Source organism: Nostoc sp. CmiVER01 (genome assembly GCF_034531135.2).
GTDB lineage: Bacteria > Cyanobacteriota > Cyanobacteriia > Cyanobacteriales > Nostocaceae > Nostoc.
This window is the reverse complement of record NZ_JAVRBU020000008.1, coordinates 189,487-202,775: the sequence shown is the minus strand read 5'-3', so window position 1 is coordinate 202,775 and position 13,289 is coordinate 189,487. Positions and strand designations below refer to the sequence as shown.

Sequence of the window (13,289 nt, the reverse complement as noted above, 5' to 3'; positions counted from 1 at the left end):
TAAATGAACAAAGTTGCAAAAGTCACAATTTTCTTCTGGATCATGAAGATCATTGCCACAACACTCGGCGAGACGGCAGGTGACTTCATCTCAATGACTCTTGGGCTGGGGTATTACATGGGCTTTGCCATAACGTTTGCTATTCTGGCTATTCTCCTGTTTTTTCAAATTCAATCCGACAGATATCGTCCAGCCCTTTATTGGGTGGCCATCATCGCCACAACTACAGCCGGAACCGAAGTTTCAGACCTGATGGATCGATCTCTTGGGCTTGGCTACGCACTGGGATCGCTTATCCTGGTAGCCGGTCTTCTGAGCATTCTTAGCATCTGGTACTATCGCGATCGCGATCTGAGTGTTTATCCGATTGTGAAGAAAGATGCAGAGACCACCTACTGGCTGGCTGTCGTGTTCTCTAACAGTTTGGGAACAGCCTTTGGTGACTTTCTCACAAGCAACTTGGGACTAAGCTATATTCAGGGCGCATTGGTGACAGCCAGCGTCATTGGTGTTGTCATCGCCCTTCACTACGTAACAAAGTTGAGCGATATCCTTCTATTCTGGCTCGCTTTCATCTTTACACGTCCCTTCGGAGCCACTTTCGGAGATTTTCTGACTAAACCAGTTAAAAGTGGCGGTTTATCACTGCCGAGGGAATATGCTTCAGCGATCGCCTTTATCCTGCTCGCAATTGTGCTATTCTTTTCCGTGCAAAAGGAAAAAAAAGTGCGTTACCCAATTGAGTGATGCGTTTAAGCATAATGAATAAAATTAAAGTATGCTCCGACAAATTTCTAATTTTTGGTTACGTCATATACATCCTCGTTTGGCTCCCTTAATTGCCACAATTGGTATTGTTGGACTTGCTAGTTGTCTGCTCATCCTTTTTGTTTTAGCAAAACTGGCAGAAGAGGTTTTGGAGCGAGAAAGCTTTGTATTTGATACTAATTTTTTGTTATGGCTACATCAGTTTGCCAATCCAAATTTAGACAATTTAATGCTATTTGTTACAAATATTGGTAATCCCAATACAGTAGTTATAGTTGCAGGCATTACTGTCTTGTTACTTTGGTGGCGACATTACCAAGAAGAAGCAAAAGTTTTTGTAATTGCTTGCTTAGGAGGGTTAATTTTAAATACAGGGCTAAAGTTGTTTTTTTCTAAACCTCGCCCAGAACTGTGGCATCAATTGATTTCTGAAAAATCTTTTAGTTTCCCTAGTGGTCATGCACTAGGCTCTATGGTACTTTATGGTTTTATTGCTTACGAATTGGCAACTCACTATCCTCATTTTGCTAAAGTTATTTACAGTTTGACGGTTATTTTAATTGCTGCTATTGGAATCAGCCGCTTATATTTAGGAGTCCATTGGCCCACAGACATAATTGCAGGTTATGGAGTCGGCTTTTTGTGGCTGATGGTATGTATTACGATGCTTAAATTGCAAAGATTGAGGCAAGAAAAGTTAGTTAATTAAATTTTTAAGTATGTACACCCAAGAAGTTGCCGTTGCTAAAGTCTCTCGAAAAAAAGGCATCTTGGTGATAATTGTCTCATCAGATTTTTTAATCACCCGATTTTTTTGCCCAATATACCTATAAATGAGCGCCTTTTAGGGAAAAAACAGTCCAGCCTACTTTTTAGTATACACGCAATTAATCGCGTCTCTCCCCACTCCCCATTCAATTGATCCCCAAGTTACCAATCCAAGATAGGATAGACGTTGATTTACGTATCCTTTTACTTAATGCATATGAAGCGCTATTGGTCGCGTTTGCTTGCACTGGTTTTGGTTGTATCTATCGGCTTAATGGGCTGTTCTGGCAGTCCAGATAGCTTGACTGGGGATTATCGCCAAGACACCTTAGCTGTGGTCAATATTATGAGACAAGCTCTGGATCTATCACAAGATTCACCAGAAAAAGCAGCAGTTCAAGCAGAAGCGCGTCAAAAAATTAATGACTTTTCGGCTCGCTATCAGCGAGTTAACTCTGTTTCTGGTCTTGGCTCCTTTACAACCATGCGAACAGCCCTCAACTCCCTGGCTGGACACTACAGTTCTTACCCAAATCGTGCAGTACCCGAAAAACTCAAAAATCGTTTAGAGAAGGAGTTACAGCAGGTAGAAGCAGCGCTAAAGCGTGGCGGTTAATTTTTAACTATTGCCTACTCCATCATCAAGAGTCAATACTTTTGGCTCTTGATTATTTTATCAACTTCATATAAATCAAAGTTTTAAATTGTCAAATAAACTGATTGACACTTTTATAAATAAAGGCGTTGTCACAGTTCAACTTACTTCGTCTCCATCCAATTTTCACCGACACGCGCATCCACCAGCAACGGCACACTTAACTCGACTGCATTTTCCATCACCGACTTAATTTGCGGTTGTAATTCTTCCCATTCATCAGGGGGAATTTCAAACACTAATTCATCGTGAACTTGCAACAACAAACGCGCCTGATAGTTCTTCAAAACCTCATGCAATCTCACCATTGCAATTTTGATAATATCAGCATTGGAACCTTGAATTGGTGCATTAGCAGCAGAGCGTAGTAAACCTGCATCATAAGCACCCAAATTTTTCAATTTACTCAGATCAATATCTTCTGGGTTACTGCCTTTTAATCTGCGTAAACTATTATTAGTAAAGTCAAAATAACGACGGCGACCGAAAATAGTTTCTACATAACCAAGAGCGATCGCTTCTTTTTTCATTCGCTCTAAATATGCAAATACTTTCGGATATCGTTCATTAAACCGCTTAATGAACTCATTGGCAATAGTTTTATCTATCCCAGTTGAGCGCGAAAATCTTAGAGAACCCATTCCATAAATCACGCCAAAATTGATAGTTTTTGCTATCCCTCGTTCTTCTGAGGTTATATTTTCTTTTTCAAACACTAACCGCGCCGTAACACTGTGAACATCTTCATTTTGCTGATATGCTTGCACTAATATCGGCTCTTGACTCAAATGAGCCAAAATCCGCAATTCAATTTGTGAGTAATCAGCAGCCACCATTAACCAACCAGGTTCTGGCAAAAACGCCTTGCGAATTTGGCGACTAAAAGCTGTACGAATGGGGATATTTTGCAAATTTGGATTAGAAGAAGATAATCTACCAGTTGATGTTGCTGCTTGATTAAAATCAGTATGCACTCGCTGTGTATCTGGACGCACCAATGCAGGTAATGCATCAACATAAGTAGACTTTAATTTAGATAGAGTACGATACTCAATGATCGCCTCAACAAATCCACTTTTATCATCTTCTTGGAGTTTTTCTAATGTTGCGGCATCTGTAGAGAAGCCTGTTTGAATTTTGCGAGAATGTCTAGTACTTAACCCTAACTTTTCAAACAAAATTTGGCTCAACTGTTTAGGCGAACCCAGGTTAAAATTTTCCCCAGCTATTTCAGTAGCTTTCTCTTTTAACCTGGCTAACTCAGTTTCTAAATGCTGTGAAAGTTCTTGTAAATAAGCTGAATTAATGCGGACACCCGTGTATTCCATTTCGGCTAAAACTGCTTCTAGCGGCTGTTCCACTTCCACTAATAGCTTAGACAAAGTTGGAATTTTATCCAGTTCTTCACGCAATTTGGACACTAAGCTAAAGGTAGAATAGGCATCCATACCACAGTAATCTGCTACGGCAGGAATATCTATATCAGCAATGGTTTTACCTTTAGGAACTAAATCCAAATAACTTTTCGCTATTAATCCCAAATATCGCTGTGACAAATCCATCAAATTATGACTTGAATCGGGATTTAAAATGTAACTTGCCAGCATGGGATCAAAAACTACTCCCGCCAAATTAATTCCTTGACACTTTAGAACTAAACGGTCAAATTTTCCATTCTGTAAAGCTTTGGGATATTCAGCACTTTCGAGAATTGGGCGTAATGTTTCTAGCGCCAAATCTTTATGCAAATTTTCCCCAGTTTTATGCCCCAGAGGAATATAGGCTACTTCATCTGGTTCCGTTCCCCAACAGCAACCAATTCCTACTAACTCAGCGTCTCTTGGTTCTAAAGCTGTAGTTTCTGTGTCCCAAGCAACGGGTGTTTCTGGATTAGTGAATTTTTGCAAAAGTTTTACTAACTCAGTTAATTTTGCTTCAGTGTTGATAATGCGTGGTGTAATTGGGGAAGTAGATTGTTGTGTAACTGCTGCTGTATCGCTATCACTAAAAAACCACAAATCACTATCTTCATCATTGCTGAATTCTAAGTTAGTATTGGGGTTACTTATATCTGTTTTGGCTTCTTGCTTCTCTTCAACTTTTCCTCCAAAACGCTGCTGTAGGTCGTTGATTTTACCTAAAAAAGACTTAAATTCTAGCTTTTCTAAAATTGGTGATAAGACGTTTGTATCAAAACCTTTTAACTTGCAATTTTCTAAATCAAATTCTATAGGAACATCTAAAACTATGGTTGCCAAATACCGAGACTTTTCGGCATCTTCTTTACCCGTTGCCAGTTTTTTCTGAGTTGCGCCTTTAATTTCATCTAACGCAGCATAAACACCATCAAGGGAACCATAGGTGTTTAACAGCTGCACTGCTGTCTTTTCTCCAATTCCCTTGACACCAGGAATATTATCTGATTTATCACCACAAAGAGCTTTAAAATCAACAATTTGTGAAGGTAAAACCCCCATCTTCTCTTTGACTTGTTCTGCTTCAAATTCCGTAATGCTATTTGTAGAGCGTTTTAGGGCATCTGGACTAAAATTCAGAACAGTGATTTCTTTGTCAGAGTCGATTAGTTGAAATAAATCGCGATCGCCAGTGAGAATCTTCACCCTATACCCAGCAGCAGTTACTCGTTGTGATAATGTTCCCAAAACATCATCTGCCTCAAAACCAGGGGCAGTGAAAATTGGTAAATTGAAGCCATTGAGCAACTCATGCAGGTTTTCTAAGTCGGGAATAAAGTCTTCTGGCGTTTCTTTGCGATCGGCTTTATAAGTATCATCAGCTTCATGGCGAAAGGTGGCCTCACCCAAATCAAAAGCGATCGCCATTGCTTGGGGCTGTTGTGTTGCCATTACCTCCAGCAGGCACTTCACAAAACCAAAACATATACTGGTAGGAATGCCCGTTTTTGTACGCAGTCCTCCATCTCGCCCTTTGGCGAAAGCAAAGTATGAACGATAAGCCAGCGAGTGTCCATCTATGAGGATGAACGTGGGGCGTGTTGCAGTTTTAGAAGTGATTTCAGACATAGCCCTATTTTAGCCAGAAGCTTCGTTACTGTGATCGCAATTCAGTAAACTCAGATTCAGAACTCTATTCTCAATCCAAAATCTAAAATCCAAAATCCAAAATGGTATAACCTCTTACTGGAACTTATAAATCTAGGAAATTATGCCGAAAGCATCTGCCACACACTTGGCATCTACTGATCATCAGGCTGCTACAAAAGACATTAAACTACTAGTTTTGGATATAGATGGCACGATCGCTGGACACTCTAACACTATCAGCGAACCTGTAAAGCAAGCTATTATTGCAGCGCAAGCACGAGGAATTAAAGTGGCGATCGCAACAGGGAGGATGTATCGTTCAGCCTTGCGCTTTCACCAAGATATCGGCTCTACACTACCATTAATGGCCTATCAAGGAGCCTGGATTCAAGATCCGATCACTCAAAAAATCCATCGCCATTGGGCTGTTTCTAGAGAAATTGCCCACAAGTTACTCGACTATTTTGAACAACCTGAGTTGCGATCGCTTCTATCTGTCCACTTCTACATCAATGATCAACTATACGTCCGTGAAGTAACCAGAGAAACCAAAATTTATGCAGAACGTTCTGGTATTACCCCGATTCCAGTAGGTGATTTGCGCCAAGCTTTAACGAATGAACCGACAAAAATTCTCGCTTTATGCGATGACACAGATGTAATCGACAAGCTATTGGGAAATTTGCGCCGTCAATACACACCGGCTGAACTTTATCTCACAACATCTGTTGCTACTTTCTTTGAAGCAACTAACGCCTCTGTGAATAAAGGAACTGCTGTACGTTACCTAGCCGAAGAATTGCTGGGATTAGAGTTAGCCAATGTTATGGCAATTGGCGATAACTTCAATGATGTAGAAATGCTGGAGTATGTTGGACTGGGTGTAGCTATGGGCAACGCACCAGCAGGAGTGCAAGCGATCGCGCAGTGGGTAGCTCCCAACGTAGAGGAAGATGGTGCAGCAGTAGCAATTGAAAAGTTTTTGCTGTAATGAAGGTACTTTTTCAAACCTAACCCATATAAATCAGAAAGGACACCGACGACTGGCCGTGTTTCGTCTCGGTGTCCTAGCTGGTTCGCTCCTCACACACCTGTTAATGTAGCTGAGGTGGTGCATTGAGTCAATAGATATATAAAAGTTTTTATTTTGGCTTAAGCGACATTACCGATTCATAACTCCAAGGGCGCAAAAACACCTAAGTTTTCCTCCAGCATAAATCTTAATACTGACTGAGTAGCCATAAGCAATCCGAGCCTGGCTTGGGCTAACTCTAGTGAAGTAATTTTCACCTCACCCCAAATCCGGCAATTACACCAAAACTTTTCAAAAGCTTCGCTCAAACTCAACGCTACTTTTTCCCATTTCACAGAACCCTTAACATCAGGGCACTCTATGTTGTCTACCACTTGTATTAACTCACTAATTAGACGACGCTCATCTGGGTGATTGAGCCGTAGTGTTCCGTCACCATTAAGCCAAGGTAAAGGATTAGGAGAAATAACACTCCAAAAAGCTGGACTAGTATTTGGAACTGGTTCTCTAAGTTTAATCAATCCATCTCGATGAGCCAGAAGCACTAGCGAACAGCAGCGTGCATGGGCGTACTGAACACTAAACAAATTGGGCACTGGGCATTGGGCATTGGCTTTAGTAATCCCCCTTGTCCCCTTGTCCCCTTGTCTCCTTGTCCCCTTATCTCCCTCATCTCCCCACTTCCCACTCCCCTCCACAAGACTTTGTAACCAAGTCGCTAACGTCGAGTGAGTTAATTCAAAATGTATCAAACCAGGGGGAACTATTTGGACGCTAAAAACGTCGCCACAGATCCCTGATATATCTGAGGCGATCGCACTGGCAAGCTCCATCGCTTTTCGATTCTGAGATTTTGATAGTCCCAAAGACACACTTGAGGTGTATAAAAATCTATTGTTATCTCTACCTTTGTGTAGAGGAATTTTCTCATTCTTTATGCATCTATTTTCTGCTTTATAAGTATCAATGCTTAGTGATTTTATCAAGCAACTGTATACTAACTGTTTTATTGACGTATATTTGCTAACTTGTATTTTATAATGCACGTAATATTATTTAAATCATCATGTAAGATATATTTGTTACTTTTTTGTCATCAGTCTTGCGGTATAAATTTAATTTAGATAAAGAAAAATGAGAAGAGGATAAAATTTGATGAATAATCGATGAATAGTAAGTAAACTTTACTACCATCATTGTACAGTAGGAAGTATAACAAAAGAGTAGAGAGTAATTTGCTTTCTATTCTTTGGATTGGCTGGCGCTGTTAGGCGTTATGCCTGCCTCGCCAACACAAAGACACTCCTTGCACCCTTTTACTTACGTCTTTGTCTTCAGCCGAACGCTCTTTGTTACCTATGCAATCTCCATCCTCCTTTTCTGAGGCATCACGGCCTTTTTTAACTTGGCAACGCATTCTTGACTGGGCTCAAGAACACTACCGCTGCCGTACCTTTAGCAAAGATGAGCGCATTCCAGCCCGGCCTGGATTGCTATATTTGGTGCAAAGGGGTGCGATCCGTATGGTAGGAACCGCCCAAGTTAGCGCGACTGCCAGCCAGCTAACGTCTCGACGAATTAACAGAACCCCAGAAGAAGCGTTCTTGGGTTTTGTGGGAGCGGGACAGCCATTTGAAATTGTTGCTCAATCACCATTCACACTCCAGTCCTACGCCCATGTTGACCAAACTGCGGTGTTGTGGATGTACTGGCATGACTTAGATAACTGGCCTCACTTCCGTCGTGAAGTTATGGATGCCTTTAGGTATCAGCACCAGCGTAAGCTACTATGGCTGAGTGCCTTGGGACAACGCCGCACAATTGACCGACTCTTAGGATTTCTCACATTGTTAATTGAGGAATATGGAGAGCCAGCAATGAGCGACACTGATCCTGATGTGATTCGCGGCTATTGTCTGCCCTTCCCCCTCACCCATGCCCAAATTGGGAGTGCGATTGGTTCGACTCGTGTTACTGTCACCCGCTTGATGGGTAAGCTGCGCCAACGTGGCTTAATTCTGACTCAAGGCGATAATCTCATTTGCTTGCCAGCAGAATCGATTAATAGAGCTGGTTAAAGCACGGGTTCAGAGCGGCGATTTCCGCCACTCTGTCTTGAGCGCGATGGGCTACGCCCCGCCGGAGACGATCGCAAGAGTCAGCGAATTTTGACAAACCCAGCTTGGGAAATCAGTTCCTGTCCCTGCTCAGTCAGCAGTAAGTTGGCGTAAGCGACACCTGCTTGCTGCTCAGTCTGACCATTCTGTTTGACCACCACAAACAGATTGCGGGTAATCGGATATTTCCCTGATTGGAAAGCCTCAATGTTCAATTTGTTCCGTTTACCAGGACATTCGGACGGGAGGACAGATGGTTCCTGGTATGGAGCAATATATTGCCCTTGCGTCCGCCCCAACGGCAAGGCTTTGATTGAGCATTGAGGAATCACCTCTGGGGCAGAAGCGTAGTAGATGCTACCAGGACTATCAGCCAACTTTTGCAAGGCTTGGGTGGTTGTGGAGATAAATTCCACATTGGGACTGAAAGGTTGACCACCCAAGATATCTTGGACAAAAAGTTCCACCGTACCACCATCAGTAATGCGGCGGGAATAGGGTTTAATTGGAATATTGGGGCCGCCCACCTGGCTCCAATTATTAATTTTACCTGTGTAAATTAACTTTAACTGCTCTACCGTTAGCCCTTGGATGTTAAGGTTGGGGTTAACTGCAACTGCTAAACCATCAATTGCCACAGGAACTTGTTTCAAAGTGAACCCACGCTGCTGGGCACGGCTTAATTCCTGATCTAGAACTGGTCGGGAAGACTGGGCAAAGGCTAGTTGACCGTCTATCAGAGATTGAATGCCAGTACCAGAACCAGGAGATGCATTACTTGGTTCTACATAGCGCAGCCGAAACTCTGGCCGCGCGGCTTGAAGTGCTGGATCAACTACCAGCCGAATCGGTGCCCAAGATGTACTGCCACCGTAATTAAATAATCCTGTAGGAACATCCTGTATTGAAGTGAAAGTATTGCCACTAGGCTTTTCTAATGGAGTTTGGGGCGTTTTGCTGCTACTAGAATTAATTGTATTTAAGTTAACACCAGATTTTTTAGTAAACCACCAAAAACCGCCAGCTATTAGCCCAACCGTAATCAGTATTGATAATACAAGAATAGTTGTTTCATTTTTTTGAGACATAGTAAATTCCGCCGTTTCCATTCAATATAAGTGCTTGATAGGTTCTTGCTACTTGAGATTGTATTTGGAGTACAGGTGTTTTATTCACAAATTTTGATACTTTTATACTTGGTTGAAATTACTCAAGGAACGGACTCAGAAGAAGTCCTCCCCGGAAATAGTTCGCATTTAATCCGCGATCAAGCTTGAGTAGGGAGCCTTTCCCCAGATTGCGATTAAAGATGTCGCCGTAGTTGCCTACAGATGCAAGAACGCGGCGCTGCCATTCTTTGTCAAGACCTAAATCTGGTGCGGAGATCGGCATTACCCCAGCACCGCCCGCATACCAGTGTGTTTCCGGCCTCTCTGCATTGATCAATGTATTAACTGTCCAGGCGACGATCGCTGACCACTGGGCATCCTCGGTTCCGGTGGCAGCGATTACCGGAAAGGCCGTCAGCGACTCTGGGAGGATGCGGCTCGATAATCGGTTTACTCCAGGGTCGAGGCGGATTTTTGCAAGGGTCGTGATCTCACCCGCGATCGCCTGGCAATTTTGCACGTTGTATGTATCGATCATCTCCCCATCCTCAGAGAACGGCCGACGCAACCAGTTTTTGTGGAGCGCACCAAAGTAACCCGTGAGGCTCCGCTCAACTGAACTGCCAATCATAAAGCAGATGCTTTCTTTGCCCAGGTCGCTGACGTGGTGTGCAGCCGAGGTGGACGCCACCATTACCGCATTAGATTCTACAAAGACAGTAGGGCCAGGCAGCAGCTTACCAGCCAATTTCTGCTCCTCAATCTCCGACCCAGTGAGGAAGTATACGTCATCCTGTTGGTTACGCACCGCGTCAAAGTCTTTCGGTGTCTCATACTGATGATATTCGATGCGGTCAGAAGCTCCTAGCACGGCGGCGGCGATCGCACGGCAGATATCGACGTTTAGACCACTCCAGCCACCTGGCTCGGCGGAAGTTGCTAGACCCGCCCGTTCGACGCTACCACAGCGAACCACATTGTGTTCCTTGACACGTTTGATAACCGAACCCGCCTGAGCATCGGAAATCGAACAGCAGACACCAAATAGAGTCAGGAAGACTAACACAAAGCGCATGAATTATCCTCAGCGAATGGCGAAAAACGGGGAATTGGGAAAGTTACCAGTTATCAGTTAAGCCGAAAACTTTTAACTGAAAATTAACACTATGCCGCCGATTAGTGATAGGTAGTGGCAGGTATCCCGCATTTCTCACAAGTTTGAAATGCAGAGGGGCAGAGGGGCAGAGGGGATTGAACAAGGCACATTGAACTCTCCTCTGCTCCCCTGCTCTCCTGCTCAAGGTTTTGAGAGATGTGGTGAGAAATCCGGGGTATAAACCTAGGCCCTCAACACCTGATAACTGTTCACTGATTTAAGGGTTAGCTGCTGGATAGGTGCTTGGTAGCGCGTTGAAGCCTTTAGGGATTTTGTTAACTATCCCCTGGCGCTTGTCCTCTGGCGTAATCCCGATCGCCCGGCAGCCTTTACCGCCGTAGTGCGGTAGTGTCTTTACTACATTATCTGGAATCTTCGCAAAGGAGGCTGGCAGTGGCGGCGAGACACCGAGCAGGCGCTTCGGATCGAAGCCCGACAGCAAGCTGTCAGTAATCGGCGAATTGATGTCGCGTGGGCCGAGGTATTTCTGCTGGAATCCTGGCGGCCCAAATTTGTTGAACTCTGGGGAGTTGCCAGCAGCGAGTGCCTGTGCCTCATCGGGCAAACTAGCAAGAGCAGGCAAACCAAAGATCGTGTTGATTGTCTCGATCACCGAGTTGTGATCGCCCTCGACGTGCGAGACTGCGTGCGTCCGGGCATAGGGTGAAATGAGGATCAGTGGTACACGGATACCACGAGAGAGGGGCAGCCCATCAGGGCCATAGGACAAGATCCTTGGTGGTACATGGTCGTAGAAGCCATCGGACTCGTCATAGGTAATGATAATGGCACTCTGCTGCCAAATTTCTGGATTTGACGCGATCGCGTTGATCGTCCTAGCTGCCATCGCTTCACTGAGTTGGCGATCGGTGTAGGCCGGATGGTCGTCATCACCTGACTTCGCGGCATTAATTGCGGCGATTTCATCCGCAGGTGTGTTGGGGTTCGTGATCGGCGGCTTCAGCCCCTGCTGGTTTGTATAGCCGCCACGAATGTAGAACACGCCGCTTTTGGGCAACGAATTGTTGGCTATGTCGCTAAAAAAGTCATTCAGCCCACGGAGGTTTTTGCTCACCTGCGGCGTGTTGGCAATATAGCCGAAATACTGTGCGCCGTTGTGATGGCTGACATAGGCATTATGCGAAGCAATGCCGTTGGTATCGGTCGGTTCGAGATCGTAGCCTTCCTGATACCAGCGCCAATTGACCGGCTCAGTCTTGAGTTTGTCGATATATGAGATATCCTTTTGGATGTCAACTAGGTCAAATAAAGGATTCTTGTTATTAGCCAAGACCGACTTAATATCACGCCCCTGGAAGGTGAGTGGCAGACTGGCGAAGGTCAGATTCGAGGAAATGTTGTTATCAGCGTAGCTCTCTTTTGCACCAGCCGGTTGCTTGTTATCTGTGGTTATGTCGAACTGGGAGCCATAAAAGGGCTGTGGGTCGTTGACCAAGGGTACACCCTGCGTTATGCCACTGTGGCTGCCCACGGTGTAAGATTGACCATTTGCACCGTGTTTAACCCACTGTGTTTCACCTGACTGCCCTGCGAGCATCGCTACTGCATTCGGGGTTGAAGGTGTGTCTTCAGTTGCAAAGATGTTATCAAAGACTGTGAAGCGACTAGCCCACTTCCAGAAAAATGGAATGGTATCGCAGTCAATGTGCGACATCACAAGGCGTGCGAACTGCTTGCCCTCAGCAATATTGGCTTCTCCACCCTTTGACGCGAAGCGTGTGTACTCGTCATAGACGAACCGATCCATCTGTGGCTTGCCGTCTACAACATGGAGCTTGGCTGCCAGTCCCGTGTGCGAGTGGTCAACGCTGTCAACGTCGCTGGCGTTCTGTTCAGCTCCGATTCGGAATGGCTGAACTGTTACGGTTGCGCCGTTGGCATCGGTGTAGGTCTGGGTGAAACCTGGCGTTTTCTCCGGGTCACGAGGCTTTTGTCCATCTGAATAGAGTCCGTTAACACCGGGCAATGTGCCATACTCGTTGTCGAAAGAGTGGTTCTCGTTAAAGATGACGAAGACGTATTTTATCCGCTCCTGAAGCAGCCTTGTGAGCAATTTTGGTGGTAGCTGGGGTTCCTTGCTTGGATCGTTTAAGTATCGTGCTACGTCTGGCGTTGCATTTGGCTGAGTTGTGACCGTTGAGTTTGCTGGCGAAGCTTCGTGTCCAGAAGACTCCTCTGCGATCGCTGAACCGAGAAACATAGACGGTGCGAGTGACGAGGGAAGTAGCAAGAGTGTTAGAACAAAATAGAATTTCGTAAATTGTCTCAAAGCACATCTCCTTAGTAATTTCTATCCAGCTACGCTATGCGGAATTCATTTTTATATACTGCAAGCATTTGATTGATTTAGAATAGGTATTTTGGTTACGCTTTGCTTTATTGGTTCCGAACTCTATTAAAAATTAATATCTTTTAAGATAAGCAAAATCATGCTCTAATTTAACCTTTTTGCTTTCTTCTTAGCCAAAAACCGATGTTAGAAAAATTAGTGTTTCAGCAAAAGGTTGAGGCTCAGGAACAGGCTCAGTTTTAACGAATTTAACGGCAGTAATACCCGAAGTTTGAACATTTCCAAAGTCGCTATTGTCCAAAAACTT

10 protein-coding genes are annotated in these 13,289 nt (G+C 44.3%); 5 read left to right on the top strand and 5 right to left on the bottom strand.

What is annotated here, in order from left to right:
- Positions 1–3 precede the first annotated feature (3 nt).
- From RMZ43_RS15420 to psb27, 3 genes are all read left to right on the top strand, one after another.
- Entirely contained in the window at positions 4–747 is a 744-nt protein-coding gene (locus RMZ43_RS15420; protein ID WP_322650732.1) for a COG4705 family protein, read from the top strand.
- A 31-nt stretch (positions 748–778) separates the two neighbouring features.
- The gene (locus RMZ43_RS15415; RefSeq protein WP_322650731.1) at positions 779–1,477 is read left to right on the top strand and encodes a phosphatase PAP2 family protein; all 699 of its coding nucleotides are present in this window, start codon (positions 779–781) and stop codon (positions 1,475–1,477) included.
- A 270-nt stretch (positions 1,478–1,747) separates the two neighbouring features.
- Entirely contained in the window at positions 1,748–2,152 is a 405-nt protein-coding gene (gene psb27, locus RMZ43_RS15410) for a photosystem II protein Psb27 (protein WP_322650730.1), read from the top strand.
- 143 nt (positions 2,153–2,295) lie between these two features.
- Here the strand turns inward: psb27 and polA are convergent, their stop codons facing one another.
- Positions 2,296–5,235: a DNA polymerase I gene (gene polA, locus RMZ43_RS15405; RefSeq protein ID WP_322653444.1), complete on the bottom strand. Its 2,940-nt coding sequence runs from the start codon at positions 5,233–5,235 to the stop codon at positions 2,296–2,298.
- A gap of 142 nt (positions 5,236–5,377) precedes the next feature.
- Here polA and RMZ43_RS15400 point away from each other — a divergent pair, with 142 nt between their 5' ends.
- Positions 5,378–6,247: a Cof-type HAD-IIB family hydrolase gene (locus RMZ43_RS15400; protein ID WP_322653443.1), complete on the top strand. Its 870-nt coding sequence runs from the start codon at positions 5,378–5,380 to the stop codon at positions 6,245–6,247.
- Positions 6,248–6,426: 179 nt separating this feature from the next.
- On the opposite strand, the gene RMZ43_RS15395 is transcribed toward RMZ43_RS15400, so the two are convergent.
- Entirely contained in the window at positions 6,427–7,122 is a 696-nt protein-coding gene (locus RMZ43_RS15395; RefSeq protein ID WP_322653442.1) for a DALR anticodon-binding domain-containing protein, read from the bottom strand.
- Positions 7,123–7,647: 525 nt separating this feature from the next.
- Here RMZ43_RS15395 and RMZ43_RS15390 point away from each other — a divergent pair.
- Positions 7,648–8,367, top strand: coding sequence for a Crp/Fnr family transcriptional regulator (locus RMZ43_RS15390; protein WP_100901811.1), 720 nt, complete (start codon positions 7,648–7,650; stop codon positions 8,365–8,367).
- Between the two features lie 80 nt (positions 8,368–8,447).
- On the opposite strand, the gene RMZ43_RS15385 is transcribed toward RMZ43_RS15390, so the two are convergent.
- From RMZ43_RS15385 to RMZ43_RS15375, 3 genes are all read right to left on the bottom strand, one after another.
- Positions 8,448–9,494, bottom strand: a complete 1,047-nt coding sequence (locus tag RMZ43_RS15385) for a PstS family phosphate ABC transporter substrate-binding protein (protein WP_322653441.1) — start codon at positions 9,492–9,494, stop codon at positions 8,448–8,450.
- A 118-nt stretch (positions 9,495–9,612) separates the two neighbouring features.
- Positions 9,613–10,590 (bottom strand): hypothetical protein, encoded by a 978-nt coding sequence (locus RMZ43_RS15380; RefSeq protein ID WP_322653440.1) that lies wholly within the window; start codon positions 10,588–10,590, stop codon positions 9,613–9,615.
- A 298-nt stretch (positions 10,591–10,888) separates the two neighbouring features.
- On the bottom strand, positions 10,889–12,961 hold the full coding sequence (locus RMZ43_RS15375) for a phospholipase C (protein WP_322653439.1): 2,073 nt from the start codon (positions 12,959–12,961) through the stop codon (positions 10,889–10,891).
- Positions 12,962–13,289: the final 328 nt, after the last annotated feature.

Bases quoted from the DNA above. Each gene is read 5' to 3' on its own strand.
- RMZ43_RS15420 (WP_322650732.1), top strand. From the start codon at position 4: ATGAACAAAGTTGCAAAAGTCACAATTTTCTTCTGGATCATGAAGATC.
- RMZ43_RS15415 (WP_322650731.1), top strand. From the start codon at position 779: ATGCTCCGACAAATTTCTAATTTTTGGTTACGTCATATACATCCTCGT.
- psb27 (WP_322650730.1), top strand. From the start codon at position 1,748: ATGCATATGAAGCGCTATTGGTCGCGTTTGCTTGCACTGGTTTTGGTT.
- polA (WP_322653444.1), bottom strand. From the start codon at position 5,235: ATGTCTGAAATCACTTCTAAAACTGCAACACGCCCCACGTTCATCCTC.
- RMZ43_RS15400 (WP_322653443.1), top strand. From the start codon at position 5,378: ATGCCGAAAGCATCTGCCACACACTTGGCATCTACTGATCATCAGGCT.
- RMZ43_RS15395 (WP_322653442.1), bottom strand. From the start codon at position 7,122: ATGGAGCTTGCCAGTGCGATCGCCTCAGATATATCAGGGATCTGTGGC.
- RMZ43_RS15390 (WP_100901811.1), top strand. From the start codon at position 7,648: ATGCAATCTCCATCCTCCTTTTCTGAGGCATCACGGCCTTTTTTAACT.
- RMZ43_RS15385 (WP_322653441.1), bottom strand. From the start codon at position 9,494: ATGTCTCAAAAAAATGAAACAACTATTCTTGTATTATCAATACTGATT.
- RMZ43_RS15380 (WP_322653440.1), bottom strand. From the start codon at position 10,590: ATGCGCTTTGTGTTAGTCTTCCTGACTCTATTTGGTGTCTGCTGTTCG.